The organism is Arthrobacter sp. FB24, from assembly GCF_000196235.1.
Lineage (GTDB): Bacteria > Actinomycetota > Actinomycetes > Actinomycetales > Micrococcaceae > Arthrobacter.
Map to the genome: position 1 here is coordinate 3,495,892 of NC_008541.1, position 24,542 is coordinate 3,520,433.

Consider the following 24,542-nt stretch of genomic DNA (forward strand, 5'->3'; position numbering starts at 1 on the left):
CCCGACGGCGGGACTCGCCGTCGGGCTCTGCTGTTGCGTGTGCGGCCGACCCTAGCGGGTGCTGCCGGCAAGGAGGCCCCGGCGGCGGAGGAGGCGCTTTTCAATCGGTGCGAACACCAGCAGTTCGATCAGGATGCCGACGGCCAGGATCAGCAGGATGGCCGACATCACGATGGTCATGTCCGCCAGGTCACGGCCCTGGTTCAGCATGGAGCCCAAGCCGAAGCCGATCGTGCCGCCAACCGCAATGATTTCCGCGGCCATGAGGGACCGCCAGGAGAAAGCCCACCCCTGCTTCAAGCCACTCAGATAGCCCGGCAACGCCGCAGGAAGGACGATCTGGAGGGCCATCTGCAGCCGGTTGGCGCCCAGCACCGTGCCCACGCTGCGGTACTGCGGCGGGATCTGGTCCACGCCGGAAATCAGGCCGTTGATGATGGACGGGATGGCGCCCATGAACACCACGAAGTACACCGTGGCATCGGTGAGGCCGAACCAGATGATGGCTGCGGGCACCCAGGCCACGGACGGCAGCACCTGCAGCCCGGAGATGAGCGGACCGAAGGCGCGGCGCAGCGGGGCCACCTGTGCCAGCAGGAGTCCGATCGGCGTGGCAATGACCACGCTGATCAGGAAGCCGACGATTCCGCGCTGCAGCGACGTCCAGACTGCTTCCTGCAGTGAACCGTCGGCCCACAGGGTGCCGAACTGGCCGAGCACGTCCAGCGGTCCTGGCACCAGGTCACGCCGTTTCAGGCCGAGCGAAACGTAGAACTGCCACGCCAGGACGAGCACCACGAGCGCTGCCACCGGGAGCAGGACGCGGCTCCAGTCGACGCGCGCCGCACGGGCTGCGTCCGACTGCAGGGAATCTAGTCCGGATTCCAGCTCGCGCAGGTCCTCGTTGCCGGTGGAGGAACGCGTCAGGGCAGCGTGCACCTTGCGGGTTTCGGGTGCAGCGCTGGATGCCTCGCCGTTAACGGGGGCTTCGGCCACGGGCGTTGGGTTACTTGGCATGGCGGCGGATCTCCTCTCGCAGCCGGGCGGTGATGACCCCGGTCAGCTGTCCGGCAAGACCGGCGTCGGTACGGTGTTCCTCGGTGACGTTCCATTCCTGGACCACCCGGCCGGGGCGGGAGGACAGCAGGAGCACCCGCTGGCCCAGCCGGACGGCTTCGCGGACGTTGTGCGTCACAAAGACGATGGTGCGGCCGGTTTCCTTCCAGATCCGTTCCAGTTCGTCGTGGAGGAGGTCGCGGGTGATGGCGTCCAGGGCGGCGAACGGCTCGTCCATGAGCAGCAACTGCCGGTCCTGGGCCAGCGAACGGGCCAGCGAGACGCGCTGGCGCATGCCGCCGGAGAGTTCGTGCGGACGCTTGTCGCCGGCTCCGCCCAGGTGGACCAGGTCCAGGAGTTCGTTGGCCTTGGTGCGCCGCCCGGCCTTGCCCACGCCGCGAAGCTTCAGGGCGAGTTCAATGTTTTCCCGGGCCGTCAGCCAGGGGAAGAGGGCGGCGTCCTGGAACATAAAGGCTGCGCCGTCGCTGGGTACCTCAAGGGCGCCCGACGTCGGGAGCTCCAGTCCCGCCATGATGTTCAGCAGGGTTGACTTGCCGCAGCCGGAGGCGCCGAGGAGGGCGACGAACTCGCCTTGCGCGATGCTGGCGTTGACGTCGTCCAGCACCGGGGCGCCGTCGCCGAAGCGTTTGCCCAGGTTTTCCAGTACGACTGGCATGGTCCTGTCCTTACGTTGAGGGGTCTGGAGATGGTGCTAGGAGGAGGTGCTTAGGGTGGTGCGGCCGCTTAGTCGTTGCCGAGTCCGGCGGCGGAGACCTTGCTGCCGCCTGTTTCGGCGGTGACGCTGTTCAGGGCGGTGAGGTCGAAGATGCCGGTGATGTCCGCCTGCTTGGTGGTACCGGCCTTCACCCCGTCCTCAAGCAGCTTTTTGTAGGTTCCGGCCAGCGGATCCACGGTGAAGACGATGTTCTTCAGGGACCGCTCAATGACGTCGGCCGGGAGTTCGGCGCTTCCGAATTCCTTCAGCGCGGCATTCAGCACGCCCGCCTTTTCCGCGGCGGCCGCGGAGTTGAGCCAGGCCACGGACTCGGCGTGGCCCTTCAGCAGGGCCTTGACGGTGTCCGGGTGGTCAGCGGCGAACTTCTTGTTCACGATCAGGATGGTGGTGGGGAACTCGCCCGGCTTGCCCGTCAGCGACCCGTCCCACAAATCCTTCTCGTCCACCAGGACCTTCGCGCCGGCCTGCAGCACCAGCCGGGACGCCCACGGTTCCGGCAGCCACGCGCCGTCGAGCTTGCCGTCCTGGAACAGCTTCAGCGTCTGCGCGTTCTCGGTCGGGTTGATCGCCACATCCCCGCTGCCGTCCGTGTTCGTCTTGTACCCCTGCCCGGCGAGCCAGGCGCGCAGCGCCACGTCCTGGGTCCCGCCCAGCTGCGGCGTAGACAGGGTCTTGCCCCTCAAATCCGCGGCCGAGCCGATCTCCGGCTTCACCACCAGCTGGGCGCCGCCCGCCGCGGCGCCGGCAATGATGCTCACGGACTCGCCCCGGCTCTTCACGAAGGAGTTGATCGCCGGGTTCGGGCCGATATACGTGGCGTCGATCGCGCCGGCGTTCAGCGCCTCGATCGCGGCCGGACCGGCATTGAACACCTGCGTGCTCAGCTTCGTCCCGCCCAGGCTCCCGGCAATGAAACCTTCCTTCACCCCCACCAGCGCCGGGGCGTGCGTGACATTGCTGAAGAAGCCAAGCTTCAACTCCGCGGCAGGCGCGGGGGCGGCTGCCTGGGCTGAGGAATCGCGGGAAAGGGTTGACGCCACCACGGCACCGGCGGCAATAAGCAGCACCAGGCCGAGGGCAACCAGGACCTCCACGGCGCGCTTGCGCTTCGGGTTGTTGCTCTCTCCTGCCACGATGCGGATCATTCCGGGCTGGGGACTTGTCATTGTTTCACCATAGGGAGTGACATAAACCCGTTCAATGACGCGGAAACGGGGGGTCACGCAGGTTCATCTAGCGTCATATTCGGACGTCCCAGGCTCAGGCCACGTAGGTGTCTGCTGCCGCCAGGGCCTCATCCAGGATGGCCAGCCCCGCGGCGGCGTCGGAGTCGTTCACGTTGAGCGGAGGGGCGACGTGGACGCGGTTGCCCTGGACCAGCGGCAGCAGGCCCCGTTCCCGGCAGGCCTTGACGACGGAGACCATCGGCGCGTTCGCCGTGCCGGTGGCTCCGGCCGGGACGAGCGGCTCTTTGGTCAGCCGGTTGCGGACCAGTTCGAGGGACCAGAGTCCGCCGATGCCGCGAACGTCCCCGACTGACTCGTGCTTGTCTGCGAGCGCCCGGAGTCCCGGCCCCAGGACGTCCGCCCCGAGGCGGCCGGCTGCCGCAACCGTGTCTTCCTCGTGCATTGCCCTGATGGCGCCGACGGCAGCCGCGCAGGCGAGCGGATGTCCGCTGTACGTCAGGCCCGCCGGGTACGGGCGCTCGGTGAACATCTCATAGATCGCGTCCCCCACCAGCACGCCGCCCAGCGGCACGTACCCGGAGTTCACGCCCTTCGCAAACGCCATCAGGTCGGGAGCCACGCCGCCGTGCTCAACCCCGAACCAGGCTCCCGTGCGCCCGAAGCCGACCATCACTTCGTCGGCGATATAGACGATGCCGTGGCGGGTGCACAGGTCACGGACCCCGCGCAGGTAGCCGGGCGGTGGCACGATGACGCCCGAGCTGCCGGTCACGGACTCCAGGACCAGGCCGGCGATGGTCGACGGGCCCTCCAGGAGGATTACCTGCTCGAGATGTGCGAGCGCCCGTTCGGATTCCTCCTCCGGGGTCCGCGACCCGAACGCCGTCCGGTACAGGAAGGGACCGAAGAAGTGGACGGCGGCTGCCGCCCCGGTGTCCGAGGCCCAGCGGCGCGGGTCCCCGGTGAGGTGGATTGAGGCCGCCGTCGAGCCATGGTATGAGCGGTAGGCGGCGAGCACTTTCGGCCGTCCTGTGTACAGGCGCGACATCCGGACCGCATGCTCGATGGCTTCCGTTCCGCCGGTGGTGAAGAGCACGTGCCCCAGGCCCTTGGGCGCGACCTCCACAATCAGCCGCGCCGCCTCGCCTCGGATATCGGACGCATTGCCGGGTGCGAGCGCGCACAGGCGGTCTGCCTGCTCCTTGATCGCGGCAACGATGCGCGGATGTTGGTGGCCAAGGTTGGTGAAAACCAGTTGCGAACTGAAGTCCAGGTAGCGCCGTCCGTTGACGTCGGTGACATAGCTTCCGGAGCCACCGACCAAGGTAGGCACGTCGCGCGGCCCTTGCACTACCCAGGGGTGGAAGACCAGATCGTCGAGATTCATGACATCCTCCGTTTCTATTCTTTGGACTGACCAGGTTCAGTCGCCTTTGACGTTGACGAGCTGCCGCAGCCTGTGGCGGACCTTCACCAGGTCCTCCGCATCGCGCATGACGACGTCAATGGGCTTGTACGCCGCGGGAATCTCGTCGATGAAGGCCTCCGAGGCACGAAACTCAATCCCTTGCATCGCCTTCTTCAGCTCGGCCAGGGAGAACGCCTTTCGCGCCGCTGTGCGCGAATACTCGCGGCCCGCACCATGCGGCGAGGAATTCAGCGACATGCGGTTGCCACGGCCGGCCACCACATACGAGGCTGTGCCCATGGACCCCGGGATCAGGCCCGGGTCCCCTGTCTCGGCCCGGATGGCTCCCTTGCGCGAAACCCACACCGCCTTCCCGTAATGGGTTTCCCGGCGGGTGAAGTTGTGGTGGCAGTTGATCCGTTCCCGTTCCTGAACCTTTCCGCCTGTCCAGGTGCCGAACTGGCTGATCACGCGGTCCATCATTTCCTCACGGTTCAGCAGGGCGAACCGCTGGGCCCAGTGCAGCTCGTCGATGTACCGGCTGAACTCGGCCGTGCCCTCTTCCAGGTAGGCGAGGTCGTCGTCGGGAAGCGCGATCCGTTTCTCCCGCGTCATGCGCTGCGCGACGCTGATGTGGTGCTGCGCGATCTTGTTGCCAATACCTCGGGAGCCGGAGTGCAGGAACAACCAAATGGCATCCGTCTCGTCCGCGCAGACCTCGATGAAATGGTTGCCTGATCCGAGCGAGCCAAGCTGGAGCTCCCACTTCGCTACGTACTGGCCCGGATCAAACCTGGCCTTGGCGGCCAGCCTCCCCAGCTCGGCGATTCGCGCTTCGGCCGTGGCCGTGATCCTGCGGTTGTTGTGTCCGGCCGACAGCGGGATAACGCGTTCAATGGCCTCCCGCAGCCGTTTCCGGTCCGGCGGCAGATCCGTGAGGAAGTACTGCGTCCTGACTGCAATCATGCCGCAGCCGATGTCCACGCCCACCGCCGCCGGAATCACCGCGCCCAGGGTGGGGATGACGGACCCCACCGTGGCGCCCTTTCCCAGATGGGCGTCCGGCATCAGCGCCAGATGCGGATAAATGAAGGGCAGCCGGGACGTTCTGACGGCCTGCTCCCGCGTCTCGGCGTCCAGGATGGAAGCCCAGTTGATGAGCCGGCTGTTGATGCGTTCCACGATCTGCCCTCCCGCCGGGATAGGGCGAAAGTAAGGCCGCAGGGCTGCCGTGTCAACACCCCGCGGCAGCCATGCGGAACCCGGCAGCCATTGCTGACCGGGCGGCGGACTGCCATCCTTGCTGGACCGGCGCCCCCGGCACACCCACCACCAGTCACCGGGCCACCAGCCCCACCAAGAGGAAAGGACGAGGCGATGCCGCTCTACCTGTCGAGGTTCAGCTACACACCGGACACCTGGGCCAAACTGATCAGCAATCCCGAAGACCGCAGGAAGGCCGCCCAGACCTACATTGAATCCGTCGGCGGCAAGCTCCACGGCTTCTGGTACGCCTTCGGCTCGCACGACGGCTATAACTTGTGGGAGGCACCGGACAACGTGTCCATGGCCGCGGTTGCACTCGCGATCAGCGGAGGCGGCGCACTCAGCTCATTCGAAACGACGGTGCTCCTGAGCGTCGACGAAACACTGGAGGCGCTTCGCAAGGCCGATCAAATCAAGTACCGGCGTCCCGGCACCTGAGGAATGGATCCATAAAGGGCCTCAGTCCTGCATGCGCTCCAGCCGGTACGTCAGCTTCGCTTCCCGTTTGGGGTCGTCCCCCAAGGATTTGGTGCGCGCAATGTAGTCCACGCCCCACGTCTTCAGCAGGAAGTCGTCGGCAATGCGGACGTGGCCGGCGGGGAATTTGTAGTCCATCCGCTTGGCCACGCCGGACCAGTCGGCGGCACCGAAGAGTTCCTCGGCGTCGGCCACGGTCCGCACGCCGTTTGCCGCCAGCAGGTCCCCCAGCCAGCCGTATTGCCGGGCCTGGCTCCTGGGGTGTTCGGACAGCAACCGGGCGAGCATGTCCTGGAGGATGTCCCCGGTGAGCTCGGTAGCGGCAGGGTTCGCCGCGAACTCGGCTGTGCTTTCGGCCTGGCGGCGCTTGACGATGTCGTTGATGGCGGAGAACTGGGCGTCCGCGAGTTCGATCAGGGTTGACGCCATGGTGAACGCGCGGTCCACTTCCGCGTTGGCCTCGGCCAGGCCCTTGTAGCGGATGTCATGTTCGAAGGCGGCCCACGCGTGCTGCAGCACAGTCCGGATCTGGACCTCGAAGCGCTCCCCGATGAACGTCTGGCAGCCCACGGGAACGTTCTCGGCAGGGACTTCCAGGACCAGGTGCCGGCCGGCGTAGCCGATCTGGCCGTTCCGCCGCTGGGAGCTCGTTTTGTCGTCGTCCTCGCGGCACTGAATTGCCCCTTCAGGGCTGTTGCAACGTCGGCAATATCGGGCTCCAGGAACATGATGACCCTGACGCCGATGAGGTCGTCGAGCTGTTCGAGTCCACGTTCATACTTGAATCTGCCATCGGCGGTGAGCCGGTCCAGCTTTCCTTTGACCGAGCCGGGATCCTTGACCCGGGCCTGGACGGTGTGATGGTTGAGGCCGTCGTCGCGGAGCCGGGCACGGATGGCGTGCCCGATGGCGTCCGATGCCGCATTCAGCCGGGGCAGCAGCGCACTGTATTGCTCCAGGGAGCTGGCTACAACTGACTCATGATCTTCCAACCGGTCCCCCTCAGATCATCGCGCAGCGCATCTACCAGCAGGGTATCCAAGCCGGCCGCTTTCAGCTACTGCCGGATCTTCAGGTGCTACCGAAAAAACCGCGGCCTGTTCGCCGAACCGGTCGGTGAAGGTCCGGATCTGCGAACAAGCCGCGGTTTCGTAGTGCAGGGATCAGATGCTGTAGCGCTCGTCCTCGTGGTCGCCCGGGTGGTCATTGACCAGGCCGGCGGCCAGGGTGTTGCCGTCGAGCGGATCGATCACCAGGAACGCGCCGGTACGGCGGTGGTGGAGGTAGTTTTCCAGCGGCAGCGGGGCGGCGAGCCGGAGCTGCGCGTGGCCGATGTCGTTGAGCTCCAGGCTGGACGCGCCCTCAAGCTTGAAGGTGGCGAGGTCCAGTTTCCCGCTGACGCTGCGGACCAGCGCCTGCACGGTGCGCGTGCCGTGCTTGACCAGCACCTTGGCGCCCTCGCGGAGCGGCTTTGGGGACAGCCAGCAAAGCGCGGCGTAGAGGTCGGCGGAGGCTTCACGGACGGTGCCTGCGGCGGCGATCGTGTCACCGCGAGCCACATCGAATTCGTCAGCGAGGCGGATTGCCACCGACTGCGGTGCCACGGCTTCGGTGAGCTCGGCGCCCGCGAAGTCGATGCCCGTCACCGTGGTGGTGCGCGGGTCCTGGCCGGGGGTCAGCACGCTGACCTTGTCCCCCACCTGCACCGAGCCTTCGGTGATCTGCCCGGCGTAGGCACGGTAGTCACGGTATTTCTCGACGTCGAGTCCGCCGGCAACCGCGTCGGGAGCCAGCGCGCCCTGCGGCCGGATGACGAGCTGCACCGGGAAACGGAAGCTCTCCAGGTGGCTTTCCAGTTCGTCCGCGGCAGGAAGGGTTTCGAGGACTTCGAGCAGTGCCGGGCCCGTGTACCAGGGGGTGCGCTCCGAGCGCTCCACCACGTTGTCGCCGTCGAGCGCGGAAACCGGAACCACCAGCAGGTCGGTGATGCCATCGGCTCCGAGGCCCAGTTCGCGGCCAACCTTCTGCACGTCGGCCTCGATCCCGCGGAACACGTCCTCGCTGAAGTCCACCAGGTCGATCTTGTTCACGGCCACGATCACGTGGGCCACGCGCAGCAGCTGCAGCACGGAGAGGTGCCGGCGGGTCTGCTCCAGGACACCCTTGCGGGCGTCAATGAGTACGACGACGGCATCCGCGGTGGACGCGCCGGTCACCGTGTTCTTGGTGTACTGCACGTGCCCGGGGCAGTCAGCCAGGATGAAGCTGCGGCGGTCGGTGGCGAAGTAGCGGTAGGCGACGTCGATGGTGATGCCCTGCTCGCGCTCGGCACGCAGGCCGTCGGTCAGGAGGGCGAGGTCGATCGCTTTCGTGCCGGTGGCCCCGGCGCCGCCAAATCCGCGGTCCGCGGAGGTGCGGGCGACGGCGTCGAGCTGGTCGGCGAGGATTGCCTTGGAGTCGTGCAGGAGGCGGCCCACCAAAGTGGACTTGCCGTCGTCGACCGATCCTGCGGTGGCGAAGCGGAACAGCGACGCGTGCGCGAGGGGGGCCTCGTCAAGAAGGGCGGCCGCGCGGGCTGTATCGATTTCGGTGCTCATTAGAAATAGCCATCCTTCTTGCGGTCTTCCATGGCTGCCTCGGAGATGCGGTCATCCGCACGGGTGGCGCCACGTTCGGTGATGGTGGAGGCGGCAACTTCAATGACGACGTCGCGCACCGTGGCGGCGGCCGACTCAACGGCGCCGGTGCAGGACATGTCGCCGACGGTCCGGTAGCGGACGGTCTTGGTGATGACTTCCTCGTCGGGGCGGGGCTGGGAGACCTCGCCCACGGCGCGCCACATGCCGTCGCGGGCAAAGACCTCGCGGTCGTGGGCGTAGTACAGGCCGGGCAGTTCAATGTTTTCGCGCTCGATGTAGCGCCACACATCCAGCTCGGTCCAGTTGCTGATGGGGAACGCGCGGACGTGCTGGCCCACGGTGTGGCGGCCGTTGTACAGGTTCCAGAGCTCGGGGCGCTGGTTGCGCGGGTCCCACTGGCCGAATTCGTCGCGGAGGCTCAGGATGCGCTCCTTGGCGCGGGCCTTGTCCTCGTCGCGGCGGCCGCCGCCGAAGACGGCGTCGAACTTGTTGCGCTGGATCGCGTCCAGCAGCGGGACGGTCTGCAGCGGGTTGCGGGTGCCGTCGGCACGCTCGGCCAGTTCGCCGCTGTCGATGAACTCCTGCACGGAGCCGACAACCAGCTTCAGGCCCAGGCGTTCGACCGTGCGGTCTCGGAAGTCGATGACCTCGGGAAAGTTGTGGCCGGTGTCCACGTGCAGCACGGGGAAGGGGACCTTGCCCGGCCAGAACGCCTTGGTGGCAAGGTGCAGCATCACCACGGAGTCCTTGCCGCCGGAGAACAGCAGCGCAGGCTTCTCGAACTCGGCCACGACTTCGCGGATGATGTGGATGGCCTCGGACTCAAGGGTGTCCAGGCTGGAGAGGCGCGTGGAGGCAGCAGCGTCAGTCACCTGGGTGGGCTCCTCAGTTAGGAAAGTGCTCATACGTGTAGTCCGCATTCTGTCTTGTCGGTTCCTGCCCAGCGGCCGGCGCGGGGGTCATCGCCGGGCGCTACCTTGCGTGTGCAGGGCTGGCAGCCAATGGACGGGTAGCCCTGTGAAAGCAGCGGGTTGACGGGAAGGAGGTTGTCGTCGGAGTACTGCACCAGCTGGTCGAAACTCCACGCTGCCACCGGGTTGACCTTGACCAGGCCGTTGGCCTCGTCCCAGGTGATCAGCGGGGTGTTGGTGCGCGTGGGGGCTTCGTCGCGGCGCACGCCGGTGAACCACAGTTCATAGCGGGCCAGGGTGCGGCGCAGCGGGGCCACCTTGCGGAGGGCGCAGCACTGGGCGGCGTCGCGGGCGAACAGGTCCTTGCCCAGGAGCCGGTCCTGCTGCTCCACGGTGTTCTCAGGAAGCACGTCCACCACGTTGACGCGGAGGTTCGCGGCCACCTCGTCGCGCGTGGCGTAGGTCTCCGGGAAGTGGTATCCCGTCTCCAGGAACAGGACGTCGACGCCGGGAAGCTGGTCAGCCACGAGTGCCGGCAGGACGGCGTCGGCCATGGAGCAGGCGACGGCGACGGCGGGCAGCTCGAAGTTCCGCTCCACCCAGGCGATGACATCGCGGGCGGGCGCGTCCCACCCGAGCTCGGCGGCACCGGCTTCGGCGATGGCCTTCAGCTCGTCGTGCGAGCGGAGCTTGGGAGCGGCGGTCGCCACCGTCTCCTCAACCTGCGCGGCGGCCTCAGCCGGTGCAACCACGGGGTCTACCCCAAGGGCGTGCTTACTCACTGGAGGTCCTCCTCATCGGCCGCGTGGGCCCATTCGGCGAAGGTCTGGCCTTCGGCGTGTTCCGCCACGAACTTCCGGACCACGCGTTCCACGTAGTCGGGCAGGTCCTCGACGTAGACCTTCAAACCGCGGACGGTACGTCCGAGGCCGGCTTCTTCGCGCTCGTGGGAAGCCAGCCCGCCGCCCAGGTGGACCTGGAAGCCGGGGCTGGGATCGCCGTCGGGCGTTGGCAGCATCATGCCCTTGAGTCCGATGTCCGCGGTCTGGATGCGGGCGCAGGAGTTGGGGCAGCCGTTGATGTGCAGCGACAGGGCCTGCGGCAGTTGGCCGCTCTCGACGAGGTCGGCGAGGCGGCGTTCCAGCTCGGCCACGGCGGTTGCGGCGGTGACCTTGGTTTCCACGATGGCCAGCTTGCAGTATTCGATGCCGGTGCAGGCGATGGTGCCGCGGCGGAACACGGACGGCCGGGCGGAGAGGCCCAGGGCGTCGAGCTCGGCCACCAGCAGTTCAACCTCGTCCTTGGGGACGTCCAGCACAACCAGCTTCTGGTGCGGAGTGGTGCGCAGGCGGTAGGAACCGCGGGCTTCGAGGGTGTCTGCCAGCTTCACCAGCTGTGCGCCGGAGAGGCGGCCCGCAATCGGGGTGGCGCCGATGAAGAACTTGCCGTCCTTCTGTTCGTGCACGCCCACGTGGTCGCCCGGGGTGGACGGCTTGGGTGCCGCGGGACCGTCGGCCAGCTTGTAGCCAAGGTATTCGTCCTCGAGGATCTGGCGGAACTTCTCCGGGCCCCAGTCGGCCATCAGGAACTTCAGGCGTGCCTTGGTGCGCATCCGGCGGTAACCGTAGTCACGGAAGATGCTGGTGACGCCGAGCCACACGTCGGCTGCCTGCTCAGGCGTGACGAAGGCGCCCAGGCGCTTGCCGAGCATCGGGTTGGTGGACAGTGCGCCGCCGGCCCAGAGGTCATAGCCGATGCCGAGTTCGGGGTGTTTGACGCCCACCAGGGCGAAGTCGTTGATCTCGTGCACCACGTCCTGGCTGGGGTGGCCGGTGATGGCGGTCTTGTACTTGCGCGGCAGGTTGGACAGCAGCGGGTTGCCGATGAACCGCTCCCCCAGCTCTTCGATCAGGGGCGTGGGGTCGATGATCTCGTCCTTGGCGATGCCGGCCACGGGCGAACCGAGGATGACGCGGGGGACGTCGCCGCAGGCTTCGGTGGTGGACAGGCCCACGCCTTCCAGCCGGTTCCAGATCTCGGGGATATCCTCCACGCGGATCCAGTGCAGCTGGATGTTCTGGCGGTCGGTGAGGTCGGCCGAATCCCGGGCGAAATCCACGGAGATGTTGCCGATCACGCGCAGCTGCTCGGTGGTGAGCGCACCGCCGTCGATCCTTACCCGGAGCATGAAGTACTTGTCCTCAAGCTCGTGCGGCTCCAGCGTAGCGGTCTTGCCGCCGTCGATCCCGGGCTTGCGCTGCGTGTAGAGGCCCCACCAGCGGAAGCGGCCGTGCAGGTCCTGGCCGGGGATGGAGTCGAAGCCGTCCTTGGAGTAGATGGACTCGATACGCTCGCGGACGTTGAGGCCGTCGTCCTCCTGCTTCCAGGTTTCGTTGGCGTTGAGCGGGGTGGTGCCGTCAACCTTCCACTGGCCGTGCGGCTTCGCTGCCGGTCGGTTGGTGCGTGCGGGTCGCTTGGGGGCAGCGGAGTCCGCGGACGCTCCGGCTAGAGCTATATCAGTCATGCATCGACTGTAGGTGCCACCGGAAAGCCGTCACAAAGGGTCAGAAACGCGAGGTCACCTAGGGAAATATTTCGTCATGAATCGCCGGAAAGCCTTGAAGAAGCCCTTGGGCTGTGCATGGTTCGGGGTGGCTTCGGGGGCTGGTGCCGGGGTCTTTGCAGGCGCAGCGGCAGGCGCGTCGGCAGGCGCACTGGCAGGCGCAGCGGCAGGCGCGTCGGCAGGCGCAGCCGCGCTTTCGGCTGCGGCTTCGCCTGCCGCGCTCTCGGCTGCGGCTTCGCGGCCTCGGGCCACGGCGGCGTCGTAGCGGTCAAGCGCGATCTCCGCCATTAGCCGGGACGGCAGCAGCGGTTCCGTGACGACGTCCGCTCCTGCCTTGGCAAGCTGGTCGTGGAAGAACCCGTGGGCCAGGAGATAGGAGGCGATGATGACCCTCCCCTGCCCTTCCCCGCCGGGGTATTCGGCACGGAGGGAGGCGACGGCGTCGGGCACTGACGGCTTGGCGGCCGCACCGTAGGCGGGAACGATCCGGTTGCCCCGCAGCGCCCGGAGGTGTTCGGCGAGCTCTTCGACGCTGACCGCGGCCTTGGGATTGGTGGATCCGGCGGCCGCCAGCACCACGGCGTCGTGCTCGGTGGCGCCGGCCTCGCGCAGCCGCTGGTCGAGGATCTCCGCCAGCCGCGGGTCCGGGCCCAGCGGTTCGGAGGCAGTAGAACCTTCCCTGCTGCGCGCCGCCTTCGCGATGTCCACCTTGGTGTGGAAGCCAACACTGAGCAGCAGCGGGACGATGACGGCCTGCTCCCCTTCCGGCAGTCCGGCCATAACGTCCACCAGGTCCGGGTCCTGGACATCCACGTAGGCTTCCCGGACGTCAAGGCCGGGGCGCAGGGCGCTAATCTCGGCGCGCAGGCCGTTGACCTCGGCCCCGCCCAGCGGGCTGGACGTTCCGTGGGCACAGGCGATCATGATGGGGCTATTCATAGGGGCTAGCGTAACGTTGGAGCAGCCCCATCCGCCCCTTCCACCTTGACCGGGACGCCCATTGACCATCTCATTCGACGCCGTTCAGGTCTGGCTGGATCTGGCCGGCATCTTCTTCTTCGCGGTCTCCGGATCCCTGCTGGCGGCGCGGAAGCAGTTCGACATCCTCGGGTCCCTTCTCCTGGCCTCCCTGGTGTCCCTGGGCGGCGGCGTCATCCGCGACATCATCCTCAACAGCGGCCCTCCCGCGGCGTTCACCAACCCGGCCTACCTGGCTCCCCCGCTGCTGGCCACCGTACTGGTGTACTTCCTGTTTTCCAGCGTCCAGCGCTACACGTCGCTGCTCATCCTGTTCGACGCCGGCGGCCTGGCGCTGTTCTGCATCACCGGCACGCTCAAGGCCCTGGCTGCCGGGATGAACCCGGTGGCGGCGGTGCTGCTGGGGGTCACGACGGCGGTGGGCGGCGGCCTCCTGCGCGACATCACTGCCAATGAGGTGCCCCAGCTCTTCGACCCCAAGGACCTCTATGCCCTCCCCGCGTTCACCGGGGCAGCCCTCACCACCATCCTGTGGGTTTCGGGTTCCTTCAACGCGCTCACGGCCGGCGCCGTTGCCGCCGTCGTATTCGCCTTCCGGGTGACGGCCTGGCGCCGTTCCTGGTACGTTCCCCTGGCCGTCCGGGGGTGGCACCGGCTGGGCCTGGACACGGCGGATGGCGGGGCCAAGGATTAGCTAGGATAAGAACCATGACTGACATGTTCCTCGAGAAGTTCCGCGCGCTTGTTCCGAAGTATCTCGAAGACGAATGGCAGGAAGAGGACGGGCTGTCCCCCGAGGAACTCGACGAAGCCCTTTCCGAACACCAGTTCCAGATCCCGTTGGTGCTCCGGGAGTTCTACCAGGCACTGGGTGGCTGCGAGGACCTCATGGAGGCGTACCACTACTTCTGGGACCCCGAGGAACTCGAAGTTGATGACGAAGGCTTCCTCATGTTCCTTGAGGACGAGGAAGAACAGTTCACCTGGGGTTTCCGCGTGGGCGATCTTGGCGTCCCGGATCCCATTGTGTACCGCCGCAACAACGCCCGCGGCCAGTGGAAGAGCGAAGAAGGCACGTTCTCCGAGTTCGTGTTCGACATGTTCGAGTGGGCGTTCAACGACGAAGAGGACTAGGGTCCTCATGGGCCTCGGCGGCTCCCCGGCCTAAACGGGGCACTTCGACACGGACACGCCGCGGGCTGAGCCCGGTTCCGCGGTTCCTTCGCCCAATGTGCCCCACGACGGCGGTCAAAGTACGACGGCGGCAGTCACCTCGAGCCGAAAGCTCCCCGCCGGCGTAGCTCCAGTACCGCCACCACCTCGGCGACCATCCGCTCGGGGTGATTGACGACGTCGTCATAGCCGAACCTGAGCCCCAGGCGTCCGCCGATGACGGTGGCATTGTTGCGCTTCCGATCCTTCTTGGCCTGGCGCGGCTCCAGATGCGAACCGCCGTCGGTTTCCACCACCAGGCAGTCCTCAACGAGGAAGTCCACCTCGCCGACGCCCGGCAGCTCCACATGCCTGCGGACATGCAGCCCCGCCCTCCGGAAGTGGTAGTTGGCCAGGACCTCAAGGATGGAGTCCGCCCTAGGGATCACACTGTCCAGGACGGCCCGGGCGCGGGCATTGCGGTTTCCGGGAAGCTTACGGCGCAGGAATTCCACGGTGATGTCTCCTCTTTGGGCTGCGCACTGGACCATGACCAGCGATTCCACCTCAGGCAGGCAGCGCAGCGCGTGAATCAGTACGTCGGCCAGGCCGGCGACAGGCAGCCATGGGTGCCGCGGATGGACACATCTGCCGTGCGCAAGCGTTCCTGGCGGCGTCCTTTTGTGCGAGGGGGAAAGGTGCACGGTCCCCGCATCAAGCACGGTCCATAGCGCGTAAGTGGGCGCGGCCGAGAGACACGTCAGCAGGGCGTTGTGGTTTAGCGCCATCCCAACTGCCCCGGCCTCCGCGGGCAGGCTGTAGATGCCCCGTCGGATCCGCACAATGCGCCCCTCTGCCAGTGCTTTGTCCCGGGCAGTGTGCGTAAATCCCGCCGCGCGGAGCGCCGACGCCTTTGTTACGCCGGACCGGGCACGGAGGAAGGTCTCGATGTCCATGTTCCCAAGCTGCCCCTTGGCCGGCGGGGTGGGCAGACCCGGGCTGCGTCATGTGGACAACCCGTCCGCCCCGGGGCACTTCGACACGGACACGCCGACTCCCCAGCCCTGGAAGGCCCTTCCCAGGGCTCAATGTGCCCCACGACGGACGAGCTCCGACATCAAAGACCGGCCAAGGAACTGTGACATGCCGATTAACACACCGGCTCGCGTTTATGACAAAGCTGTCATAGACTGTTTCTCGGATCCACTAAATGCCTCCGGTGGATCTGATGCGAACGGAGAAACGGCCCCGGTTCGATGCAGCGTATGACTCGTATTGCTGCAAAGAACCGGGGCCGTTCCGTTTAAGCAGGACTTTAGATCCTTACTGCGGCCGCCCGAGGGCAGCCAAAAACTAGCTCGCGCGGTCCACCACGGCCAGCGCAAAGCTGGTGAGCGAGGACTTGACCACGCCTTCGGGCAGCGGCGCCAGTGCTGCGATGGCTTCATCGGCCCAGGCACGGGCCACGACCCACGACTCCGCGGTGACCCGGTGGTCGCGCAGGCCCGCCACGGCGGCGGCAAGTGCCTCGTCCGAGGAGAGGTCGCCGTCGATCAGTTTGAGGAGTTCGACGGCGGACTGGTCACCATCGGCTGCTGCATTGCGGAGGAGCAGCACCGGCAGGGTGGGCACGCCTTCACGCAAATCCGTTCCAGGGGACTTGCCGGACTTGACCTTGATGCCGGTGACGTCGATGACGTCGTCGGCCAGCTGGAAGGCTACGCCGATCTTCTCGCCGTACTCCACCAGGAGCGGCTCGTAGGCTTCATCGGCGCCGGCGAAGATGGCACCGAGCTGGCCGGAAGCGGCCACCAGGGAGCCGGTCTTGTCCGCGATGACGGACAGGTAGTGCTCCACGGGGTCCTCGTCGGGGCGGGGGCCCACGGTCTCATGCAGCTGGCCCAGGCAGAGCCGCTCGAACGTGCGGGCCTGGATCCCCAGCGCGCGGGAGCCGAGCTCGGACACCAGGATGGATGCGCGGGCGAAAATCAGGTCCCCGGTGAGCACGGCCACCGAGTTGCCCCAGACCTCGTGCGCGGTGGGGGCGCCGCGGCGGAACGGGGCCGAGTCCATGACGTCGTCGTGGTACAGCGTGGCGAGGTGGGTCAGCTCAACCACCACTGCAGCCTGCACCACGGCCGGACGCGAGGCGTCCCCGAGGTGGGCGCAGAGCAGGGCCAGCAGCGGGCGGATCCGCTTTCCGCCGGCTTCCACCAGGTGACGCGACGTTGCATCGGCCAGCGGATCGGAGTTGGCGATGGCCTCGCGGAGCTTCTTTTCCACCCGGGCAAGATTGGTGGTGATGGCGGGGCCCAGCTCGGGGTCGTCCGCGATGGCCGCGAAACCTGCCGGCAGCTGGAGTCCCGTGGCGATGGCGGTGGTGTTGGGCTCGGGCTCCCTGGCGTCCGGCAGGCCGTGTCCGGCGTGGGTCCAGCTGTGCTTGGCAGAGTTCGTCACGGGTTAACCCTAACTTTTTGTTGCGGAAACCGCGGATGTGTAGCTGGACGGGGACAGGGAGGTGTTGGAGGTGGCAGGCACCAGGGCCTCCAGAAGCCTGATCACCCTGTCCTCGAATCCCTTGGCTGATTCATCCGTGACGTTGGCCATCAGCCGGACTACGAACTTCATGAGTGCGGGCAACGGCATGCCGGTGCGGAGCGCGAGCTTCATCACGGACGGCTTGCCGATCACCGAGGCGAACGCGCGGCCCAGGGTGAAGTGGCTCCCCCACTGGCCGCGTACATAGTCCGCGTACCCCTTGAAGTGGAGGTCGGCGTCGTCGTGCGTCCACTTGGCGTAGCGGCTCTGCCAGGTGTTGGCGTCGATGATGTATTCGGCCGCAAAGCGGGCGGATTCCATGGCGTAGGAGATGCCCTCGCCGTTGAACGGGGACACCATGCCGCCGGCGTCGCCCAGGAGCAGCAGGCCCGGGTAGTAATGCGGGGTGCGGTTGAAGCCCATGGGCAGCGCGGCGCCGCGGATCTCGCCCACCTGGTTTTCCGGCGTGAAGCCCCATTCGGCGGGCATGCCGGCGGTCCATTCGCGGAGGACCTGCTTGTAGTCGAGCCTGCCGAATTCCTTGGAGGAGTTCAGGATGCCCAGGCCAACGTTGGAGGTGCCGTCACCCACGCCGAAGACCCAGCCGTAGCCGGGGAGCAGTCCGCCGTCGCGGCCGGGAAGTTCCAGCCAGCCCTCCATCCAGTCGTCGTCGTGGCGGGGGCTCCGGAAGTAGGTGCGAACGGCGACGCCGAGCGGGCGGTCGTCGCGCTTCTGGATACCGACTGACACGGCAGTCCGGGACGAATTTCCGTCTGCTGCGAGGACGACGTCGGCATGGAAGTCGCGCGTCTCCCCCGTCTTGCGTCCGGACTCGTCCAGCAGGGCGGCGCGGGCACCGATGACACGGCCGTCCGGCGCGCGGAGGGCTTCGGTGACGCTGTGGCCTTCGAGAATGGTGGCACCGGCGGCCTCGGCGTGCCGGGCCAGCTCCTCGTCGAAGCCGAGGCGCGTGCGGATCAGGCCGTAAGTGGGGAAATCGGAGACTTCCGGCCAGGGCAGCTCGATGGTGCGGCCGCCGGCGATCAGCCGAAGGCCCTTGTTGCGCCGCCAGCCACCCTCTTCGGAATGCGGCAGGCCAAGCTTTTGGATCTCGCGGACGGCACGCGGAGTGAGGCCGTCGCCGCAGACCTTTTCGCGCGGGAACCTGGTTTTTTCCAGCACCGTAACGGGGATGCCGGCCTTGGCGAGGTAGTAGGCGGCAGTGGACCCTGCAGGGCCGGCGCCGACGATCAGTACGTTCACGGCAGTTTCGGCTAGCCCGCGGGCCGGGTGATGTTGCGGCGGAGCTTGGCCACGGGGCCGGTGTGGTTGGCGATGGCCGCGGCGCTGCCGGACAGGGGCTTGTGCGCGCGGTGGACGGCCACGATGCCGCCGCTGAGGTTGCGGTAGGTGACCTTTTCCCAGCCGGATTCCTGCAGCCAGCCGGCCAGGTGGTCCTGGTCCGGCCACGCGCGGATGGACTCGGCGAGGTAGACGTAGGCGTCCGGGTTGGAGGAGACCTTCACGGCAATGGCCGGCAAGGCGCGCATGAGGTATTCGGTGTACATGGTGCGCCACAGCGGCACCACGGGCTGGGAGAACTCGGCGATGACGAGTTTTCCGCCGGGCTTAGTGACGCGCAGCATTTCGGCCAGGGCCTTCTTGGGCTCGTTGACGTTGCGGAGCCCGAAGGAGATGGTGGTGGCATCGAAGCTGTTGTCCGCGAACGGCAGGCGCGTGGCGTCACCAGCGATGAAGTTGATATCCGGGCGGCGGCGCTTGCCCACCTTGAGCATCCCCAGGGAGAAATCGCAGGCGATGACGTCGATCCCCGCATCCGCGTAGGGCTCGCTGGATGTACCCGTTCCGGCAGCGAGGTCCAGCACGCGCTGGCCCGCCTTCACGTCCATCGCTTCGACGACCACCCGGCGCCAGCGGCGCGTCTGTCCCATGGACAGGACATCATTCACGACGTCGTATTTGGGGGCGACGTCGTCAAACATCGTGGCTACTTCGTCCGGACGCTTATCCAAGGATGCTCGGTTCACCATGTCATTGTCTCAAATGTTGGGCGGACCCACGAACCACGGCGATTCTTTGGGCTGTGGGCTGAAAGCTGCACTGCGGCGTTTGCCCCAACAAGGTGCCGGCCGCTCTCGGGAGTACTGTTATCTCATCATGACGAGTACGTTCCGCACCTTGACAGTCCCTCTGGATGGAAGATCATTCTCCGGGGGGCTGCCGTCATTTCTGGTCCGGGACGATGTTCTCTGCTGGACCCGCCGCGAGGCCGGGCTGGTGGGCTTCGGCGAGATCGCCCGCTTCACCGCCACAGGGCCCGACCGCTTCCTGGAGGCCGACATCTGGTGGCGGCACCTGGTCCTCGAGGCGGACGTCACCGACTCCGTGGAGTGCCCCGGCACCGGTCCAGTGGCCTTCGGCTCCTTCGCCTTCTCCAAGGTCTCCACCCACCGCTCACGGCTGATTGTTCCGGAAATCGTTGTGGGGGTCAGGGACGGCCGCGCCTGGCTCACCCAGTTAACGTTCGACGACGGCGAACTCACCGAGGCGGGCGCCCTCGCCGCCCTGCAGCGCTGGCTCGAGACCGACCCGCTGGACGTGGACCCTGTATACGACACCGAACCCCGGGACACCGCCGTCGTGCTTTCACCGGGTGCGCGCCCCGGCGGCGGCATGACCGCAGATCCCGGCGCCGACGTCGTACCTAAACTTGAAACCGGATCGCTCAGCGAGCACGACTGGATGGCAGCGGTAGCCGCAGGCGTCGAGGAAATCCGGACCGGCAAGCTGGAGAAGCTGGTGCTGGCCCGGGACATCGTGGCCACGATTCCGGAGGGCGTGAACGCGGCGGAAATCCTGCGCCAGCTGGCCGTCCGCTACCGCGAATGCTGGACCTACGGCGTGGACGGCCTGGTGGGGTCGACCCCGGAAATGCTGATCCAGGTCGAGGGGCGGACCGCCCAGGCCCGCGTCCTGGCCGGAACCCTTGACCGGCGCGATGCCGAAGGGATGGACGGGCCGCCGCTGGAGTTCGCCGAGCGCGTGCTGGCCGGGTCCGAGAAGCAGCGGCACGAGCACGAGATCGCGATCCAGTCGCTCACCACCCAGCTGGCGCCGTTTTCCGAGGCCATGAACGCGCACAGCGAACCGTTCATCCTGGAGCTGCCAAACGTGTGGCACCTGGCGTCGGACGTGAAGGCCGAACTGACCGAGGTGGAGGGGCACGTGCCCACGTGCCTTGCGTTGATCAACGCGCTCCATCCCACGGCCGCCGTGTGCGGAACGCCCACCACCGTGGCCGGTGCGCTCATCCGCAAGCTGGAGCACATGGACCGCGGTCCCTACGCGGGACCGGTGGGCTGGCTGGATGCGGCGGGGAACGGCGAATGGGGCATCGCGCTGCGCGGCGCCGTCGTCGAGGCGCCGGACACGGTGCGGCTCTACGCCGGCTGCGGCATCGTGGAGGGCTCGCACCCTGAAGCTGAGCTCGCCGAGACCTGGGCGAAGTTCCGTCCGATGCTCGAGTCGCTGGGCATCAAGAGCTAGAGCCGCGGCCCACCGGCGTGGCCGGCGTGCCCGTTCGTGGCCGGCGGCGTGCCCGTCCGGGCCGGCGGCGTGCCCGGGCCGAGCGGGCCTGTCCGGGCCGAGGTGGCCACCTGGGCCGAGAGTCCCGAGCGGACCGCCTGGGCCGAGCGGGCAGCCTGGGCCGAGAGTCCGGAGCGGGCCGCCTGGGCCGAGAGTGCCGAGCGGGCCACCTGGGCCGAGAGTCCGGAGCGGGCCGCCTGGACCGAGAGTCCGGGATTTCAGACAATCCTCCGGCGCGGGGTCTTGCGCTAGCCTCGATATTAGTTATCCAATAGTGAAACTAAGTTTTCTGTGATGCACATCTCTTATTCGGCGATACACTATAAGCCGTTTTAGTCACGCATACCCCTGCAACAAAAGGTAAGAAACTATGCAGCCCATGTCCTCCGCCACGGCAAAGCTGGCCGCCAAGGCAGCCGCAATCCTCGCCGTCGGCGCCCTGTCCCTCACGGCCTGCGGCGGCAGCTCCACCCCCGCTGCGTCCTCCGCGGGCGGCGTCCAGCTCATCAACGCCGGCAAGCTGACCGTTTGCTCCGACGTCCCCTACGAGCCGTTCGAGTTCCAGAAGGACGGCAAGATTGTCGGCTTCGACATGGACATCGCCGCCGAGGTCGCCAAGGACCTGAAGGCCGAGCTCAGCGTGGTGGACAGCTCCTTCGAGGCCATCGAAACCGGCACCGCCCTCACCGGCTGCGACGTTTCCATCTCCTCGGTCTCCATCACGGACACCCGCAAGGCTGTCATGGATTTCTCCAACCCGTACATGGACGACGACCTCACCCTCGTGGCCAGCGAAGCGTCCGGCATCAAGGACATCGACAGCGCCAAGGGCAAGAAGGTGGGCGTGCAGCAGGCCACCACCGGCGCCAAGTACGCGCAGGAAAAGGGCATCGACGCCCAGCAGTTCGAAGATTCCGGACTCCTGGTCCAGGCTCTCCAGGCCGGCACCATCGACGCCGCCCTCGGCAACCAGTCCGTCCTGGCCTACGCCATCAAGGACGACCCCAAGTACAAGCGCGTGGAGAACTACGCCACGGGCGAGAAGCTGGGCATCTCCATCAAAAAGGGCAACACCGCCATGGCTGACCAGGTCAACTCCACGCTCAAGCGCCTGACCGACGACGGCTCCTTGAAGAAGTACGAGACCACCTGGTTCGGCGAAGCCGCCAAGTAGCACACGCTCCAGAGACCTACGCAGCCGGGGCCCCGTTCAGCACCTGTTCATCAGCCTGTACGGGGCCCTCACTGCGCAAACGAATGTGAGAACACCATGGCAATGACCGCACGTCAACGAGCCAAAGTCAGCCTGTACGTCCAGGCCGGAATCTTCGTTGTGGCTGTGGCCGCGCTGGTTCTGGCCACGGACTGGAAGACCATCGGCACCAGCGTCTTCAACTTCGCCAAGATCGGCCCGATGTTCCCGGACATCTTCTTCTCCGGCCTCAAGAACACCCTCATCTACACGGCCCTCGGCTTCATTGTGGGCCTGTCCGGCGGCCTGCTGCTGGCACTCATGAAGCTCTCCAGCTTCCCGCTGTACCGCTGGCTTGCCACCGGCTACATCGAGTTCTTCCGCGGCATCCCCGCCCTGCTGGTGTTCATCGCTTTCGGTTACGGCGTGCCCCTCGCATTCGGCGTGCAGTGGAACGTGACCATTGTGGTGATGATTTCCTTGGGCATGGTGGCCGCGGCCTACATCGCCGAAACGCTCCGTGCCGGCCTGCAGGCGGTGCCCAAGGGCCAGCTGGAAGCCGCCCGGTCGCTCGGCATGCCGCAGTGGCGCGCCATGGTGTCCATCGTGATCCCGCAGGCGTTCCGGATCGTGCTGCCGCCGCTGACCAACGAGGTCATCCTCCTGACCAAGGACTCCTCGCTGATCTACGTGCTGGGCCTCACCGCCTCGCAGTATGAGCTCACCAAGTTCGGCCGCGACGGCATCTCCAGCCTGGGCGCAGGGCTCACCCCGCTCCTCGTGGCCGGTGCCTTCTACCTGGTGATCACCATCCCGCTGAGCCTTTTGGCCCGGAAGTTCGAAAGCCGCTCCGCGCGGACGAAGCGATAGGCAGGATAGTCATGAACGACGTCGTACACTCCTCCGGCAGCGCCGGTACCAGCGGATCCGTCCATGCGGCCGGAGTTTCCCTGAAGGACCTCCGCAAGTCCTACGGCTCCAACGAAGTCCTCAAGGGCATCAGCCTGGACGTTGCCCCCGGCGAGGTTGTCTGCCTGATCGGCCCGTCCGGCTCCGGCAAGTCCACCCTGCTGCGGTGCGTGAACCTGCTCGAGCAGCCCAACGAGGGCACCATCCACGTGGGCGGCTTCGAGGCCACCGACCCGGACGTGGACATCGACAAGATGCGCCGCAAGGTGGGCATGGTGTTCCAGCAGTTCAACCTGTTCCCGCACTTGAACGCCCGGCAGAACTGCACCATCGCGCAGACCAAGGTGCTCAAGCGCGGGCAGGCCGAGGCGGACAAGGTGGCGCAGGCCAACCTGGACCGCGTGGGCCTTGGCCACCTGGCCGACCGCTTCCCGGACCAGCTCTCCGGCGGCCAGCAGCAGCGCGTGGCCATCGCCCGCGCGCTGAGCATGGACCCCGAGCTCATGCTTTTCGACGAGCCCACGTCGGCCCTCGACCCGGAGACCGTGGGCGACGTCCTGTCGGTCATGCGAAACCTTGCCAAGGAGGGCATGACCATGCTGGTGGTGACCCACGAGATGGGCTTCGCCCGCGAAGTGGCCGACCGCGTGGTCTTCATGGACGGCGGCGTTGTGGTCGAGGAAGGCATAGCCGAACAGGTCATCAGCGCCCCCACGCAGTCCCGCACCAAGGAATTCCTCAAGCGCGTCCTGGACCCGACGCACATCGACATCTCTAGTTAGGCTCCTGCTTTCGACGCGTAAGTGCCCCGGCGCTACGCAAATGCCCTGGCGCACCTGGAATCCCGGGTGCGCCAGGGCATTTGCGCGTCATGGGGCATTTCGCGCGTCGAGAATCGCTGAACGGGCACGACGGCGGGGCACGCCACCCGCTGCCAACATGCGTTCCAGCCTGCCGGGTTCCATCAGGTCGGCCCAGTCCCACCGCACCACCTTGAAGCCGGCGGCGCGGATACGGTTCTCACGGTACTTTTCGTCCACCACCGCCTGGGACGGCGTGCGCCCCTTGAGGTACTCCGGTTTGAGGTACTTGGCCACGCCGTCGAACTCCCCCACCACCTTTGCCTGTTTCCAATAGAAGTCCGCGTAGCCCACCAGGCCGTCAGAGTCGTAGACCGCCTGCTGCAGGACCGGTGGTTCGAAACCGGCCACGTGCATCAGCGAGCGGCTGTAGGACTCCCCCGCCGACCCGGAAAGAGGATCCGCGAACGACAGCGCCGCGCGGATCCTCCTTTGCGCTGCGCCGGTGTAATTCGACCCGATGCCGGCCGTCAGGTTATCCAAGGTCAGGGCCCGCAACCCGCCAGTGCGGTCCGGCTTGAGCACATGGTCCAAGGGCACGGCAGCCTCGGTGAACGGGGTGAACGCGGCAAGATCCAGAACGGTCCGGATGCGGTCCGTGACCAGCAGGCCCTCCCGCCGGACAACTGTCAGCCCTGACGGATCAGCGAAGTAGCGGCGGACACCGGCGCGGGACCGGCCGCCGTCGTTCTTCAGCGTCAGTGCCTGAACGGGATGGCGCACACCCATCGTGGGAATCTTCCACACGCTTGCCGCGGAGTGCCGGGCAAAAACGGTGGGGCTGTGGTGCGTTTCCGCAGCAGCCTGGACACGGAGCCGGTACTGTTCCCAGGGCACGAGTTCACGCCAGGCCGGCCCGTCTACGTACACCCCGTGCCGGATTCTCACGAGCGCACCCGACGCTGCACGCCGAGCCAGGTCCTTCGCTGTCAGTCCGTGCAGGAGGCGGTCACGGGCGAGGAGGAGCGTTGGGAGATCGTTCATACGTTCAAGATGCCAACGGCGCGGCCCGGGTGACAGCTGCGGACGCCAGCATGTGGATAAGGCGCCCATTTTCGACGCGT

At 66.8% G+C, this 24,542-nt stretch carries 25 protein-coding genes; 8 read left to right on the plus strand and 17 right to left on the minus strand.

Translation table 11 applies throughout. The features are described 5' to 3' along the window. Positions 1-51 precede the first annotated feature (51 nt). From ARTH_RS15830 to ARTH_RS15850, 5 genes are all read right to left on the minus strand, one after another. On the minus strand, positions 52-1,017 hold the full coding sequence (locus ARTH_RS15830) for an ABC transporter permease (protein ID WP_011692945.1): 966 nt from the start codon (positions 1,015-1,017) through the stop codon (positions 52-54). Continuing rightward, on the minus strand, positions 1,007-1,732 hold the full coding sequence (locus tag ARTH_RS15835; protein WP_011692946.1) for an ABC transporter ATP-binding protein: 726 nt from the start codon (positions 1,730-1,732) through the stop codon (positions 1,007-1,009). Before ARTH_RS15835 ends, ARTH_RS15830 begins: the two co-directional genes overlap by 11 nt. Positions 1,733-1,800: 68 nt before the next feature. Continuing rightward, positions 1,801-2,958: an ABC transporter substrate-binding protein gene (locus ARTH_RS15840; protein ID WP_011692947.1), complete on the minus strand. Its 1,158-nt coding sequence runs from the start codon at positions 2,956-2,958 to the stop codon at positions 1,801-1,803. Between the two features lie 94 nt (positions 2,959-3,052). Further along, positions 3,053-4,366, minus strand: a complete 1,314-nt coding sequence (locus ARTH_RS15845) for an aspartate aminotransferase family protein (protein WP_011692948.1) — start codon at positions 4,364-4,366, stop codon at positions 3,053-3,055. Positions 4,367-4,402: 36 nt separating this feature from the next. Further along, complete coding sequence (locus ARTH_RS15850) at positions 4,403-5,569, minus strand: RtcB family protein (protein ID WP_011692949.1); 1,167 nt, start codon at positions 5,567-5,569, stop codon at positions 4,403-4,405. Positions 5,570-5,764: 195 nt separating this feature from the next. Between ARTH_RS15850 and ARTH_RS15855 the strand changes: the two genes are divergently transcribed. After that, positions 5,765-6,091: a GYD domain-containing protein gene (locus ARTH_RS15855; RefSeq protein ID WP_011692950.1), complete on the plus strand. Its 327-nt coding sequence runs from the start codon at positions 5,765-5,767 to the stop codon at positions 6,089-6,091. 21 nt (positions 6,092-6,112) lie between these two features. Here the strand turns inward: ARTH_RS15855 and ARTH_RS15860 are convergent, their stop codons facing one another. Then, the gene (locus tag ARTH_RS15860) at positions 6,113-6,700 is read right to left on the minus strand and encodes a hypothetical protein (RefSeq protein WP_052309708.1); all 588 of its coding nucleotides are present in this window, start codon (positions 6,698-6,700) and stop codon (positions 6,113-6,115) included. A 107-nt stretch (positions 6,701-6,807) separates the two neighbouring features. On the opposite strand from ARTH_RS15860, the gene ARTH_RS24430 reads away from it, so the two are divergent. Next, entirely contained in the window at positions 6,808-7,107 is a 300-nt protein-coding gene (locus tag ARTH_RS24430; RefSeq protein ID WP_052309709.1) for a hypothetical protein, read from the plus strand. Positions 7,108-7,293: 186 nt separating this feature from the next. On the opposite strand, the gene ARTH_RS15865 is transcribed toward ARTH_RS24430, so the two are convergent. From ARTH_RS15865 to ARTH_RS15885, 5 genes are read right to left on the minus strand one after another with little or no spacing between them, the layout of a single operon-like run. Continuing rightward, positions 7,294-8,727, minus strand: coding sequence for a sulfate adenylyltransferase subunit 1 (locus ARTH_RS15865; RefSeq protein ID WP_011692951.1), 1,434 nt, complete (start codon positions 8,725-8,727; stop codon positions 7,294-7,296). Next, a complete protein-coding gene (gene cysD / locus ARTH_RS15870) occupies positions 8,727-9,674 on the minus strand; it encodes a sulfate adenylyltransferase subunit CysD (RefSeq protein ID WP_011692952.1) in 948 nt (315 codons plus the stop codon). Before cysD ends, ARTH_RS15865 begins: the two co-directional genes overlap by 1 nt. Beyond that, on the minus strand, positions 9,671-10,462 hold the full coding sequence (locus ARTH_RS15875) for a phosphoadenylyl-sulfate reductase (RefSeq protein WP_011692953.1): 792 nt from the start codon (positions 10,460-10,462) through the stop codon (positions 9,671-9,673). The genes cysD and ARTH_RS15875 overlap by 4 nt, the downstream gene beginning before the upstream one ends. After that, complete coding sequence (locus ARTH_RS15880) at positions 10,459-12,204, minus strand: nitrite/sulfite reductase (protein WP_011692954.1); 1,746 nt, start codon at positions 12,202-12,204, stop codon at positions 10,459-10,461. Before ARTH_RS15880 ends, ARTH_RS15875 begins: the two co-directional genes overlap by 4 nt. A 54-nt stretch (positions 12,205-12,258) precedes the next feature. Further along, positions 12,259-13,182, minus strand: coding sequence for a sirohydrochlorin chelatase (locus tag ARTH_RS15885; RefSeq protein WP_011692955.1), 924 nt, complete (start codon positions 13,180-13,182; stop codon positions 12,259-12,261). A gap of 61 nt (positions 13,183-13,243) precedes the next feature. Here ARTH_RS15885 and ARTH_RS15890 point away from each other — a divergent pair, with 61 nt between their 5' ends. Both ARTH_RS15890 and ARTH_RS15895 read left to right on the plus strand, forming a co-directional pair. Then, positions 13,244-13,915 carry a trimeric intracellular cation channel family protein gene (locus tag ARTH_RS15890; RefSeq protein WP_011692956.1) on the plus strand — a complete coding sequence of 224 codons (672 nt, stop codon included), beginning with the start codon at positions 13,244-13,246 and terminating at the stop codon, positions 13,913-13,915. Positions 13,916-13,929: 14 nt separating this feature from the next. After that, positions 13,930-14,355, plus strand: coding sequence for a hypothetical protein (locus ARTH_RS15895; RefSeq protein ID WP_011692957.1), 426 nt, complete (start codon positions 13,930-13,932; stop codon positions 14,353-14,355). Positions 14,356-14,489: 134 nt separating this feature from the next. On the opposite strand, the gene ARTH_RS15900 is transcribed toward ARTH_RS15895, so the two are convergent. From ARTH_RS15900 to ARTH_RS15915, 4 genes are all read right to left on the minus strand, one after another. Next, positions 14,490-15,329, minus strand: coding sequence for a DUF559 domain-containing protein (locus ARTH_RS15900; protein WP_011692958.1), 840 nt, complete (start codon positions 15,327-15,329; stop codon positions 14,490-14,492). A 397-nt stretch (positions 15,330-15,726) separates the two neighbouring features. Beyond that, positions 15,727-16,830 carry a polyprenyl synthetase family protein gene (locus ARTH_RS15905; RefSeq protein WP_011692959.1) on the minus strand — a complete coding sequence of 368 codons (1,104 nt, stop codon included), beginning with the start codon at positions 16,828-16,830 and terminating at the stop codon, positions 15,727-15,729. A gap of 9 nt (positions 16,831-16,839) precedes the next feature. Then, a complete protein-coding gene (locus ARTH_RS15910; protein WP_011692960.1) occupies positions 16,840-18,174 on the minus strand; it encodes a geranylgeranyl reductase family protein in 1,335 nt (444 codons plus the stop codon). Between the two features lie 11 nt (positions 18,175-18,185). Continuing rightward, positions 18,186-18,959, minus strand: coding sequence for a demethylmenaquinone methyltransferase (locus tag ARTH_RS15915; RefSeq protein ID WP_232223664.1), 774 nt, complete (start codon positions 18,957-18,959; stop codon positions 18,186-18,188). 130 nt (positions 18,960-19,089) lie between these two features. Here ARTH_RS15915 and ARTH_RS15920 point away from each other — a divergent pair, with 130 nt between their 5' ends. After that, on the plus strand, positions 19,090-20,478 hold the full coding sequence (locus ARTH_RS15920; RefSeq protein ID WP_011692962.1) for an isochorismate synthase: 1,389 nt from the start codon (positions 19,090-19,092) through the stop codon (positions 20,476-20,478). Here the strand turns inward: ARTH_RS15920 and ARTH_RS23180 are convergent. Continuing rightward, on the minus strand, positions 20,475-20,687 hold the full coding sequence (locus ARTH_RS23180) for a hypothetical protein (protein ID WP_052309710.1): 213 nt from the start codon (positions 20,685-20,687) through the stop codon (positions 20,475-20,477). The two genes, ARTH_RS15920 and ARTH_RS23180, sit on opposite strands and share 4 nt — an antisense overlap. A 200-nt stretch (positions 20,688-20,887) precedes the next feature. Here ARTH_RS23180 and ARTH_RS15925 point away from each other — a divergent pair, with 200 nt between their 5' ends. The 3 genes from ARTH_RS15925 (at position 20,888) to ARTH_RS15935 (ending at position 23,400) form a co-directional block, all read left to right on the plus strand. Beyond that, positions 20,888-21,691, plus strand: coding sequence for an ABC transporter substrate-binding protein (locus ARTH_RS15925; RefSeq protein ID WP_011692963.1), 804 nt, complete (start codon positions 20,888-20,890; stop codon positions 21,689-21,691). Between the two features lie 96 nt (positions 21,692-21,787). Beyond that, complete coding sequence (locus tag ARTH_RS15930) at positions 21,788-22,579, plus strand: amino acid ABC transporter permease (RefSeq protein WP_011692964.1); 792 nt, start codon at positions 21,788-21,790, stop codon at positions 22,577-22,579. An 11-nt stretch (positions 22,580-22,590) separates the two neighbouring features. Beyond that, on the plus strand, positions 22,591-23,400 hold the full coding sequence (locus ARTH_RS15935) for an amino acid ABC transporter ATP-binding protein (protein ID WP_011692965.1): 810 nt from the start codon (positions 22,591-22,593) through the stop codon (positions 23,398-23,400). Between the two features lie 87 nt (positions 23,401-23,487). Here the strand turns inward: ARTH_RS15935 and ARTH_RS15940 are convergent, their stop codons facing one another. Continuing rightward, positions 23,488-24,462, minus strand: a complete 975-nt coding sequence (locus ARTH_RS15940) for a type IV toxin-antitoxin system AbiEi family antitoxin domain-containing protein (RefSeq protein WP_043429969.1) — start codon at positions 24,460-24,462, stop codon at positions 23,488-23,490. Between the last annotated feature and the right edge of the window lie 80 nt (positions 24,463-24,542).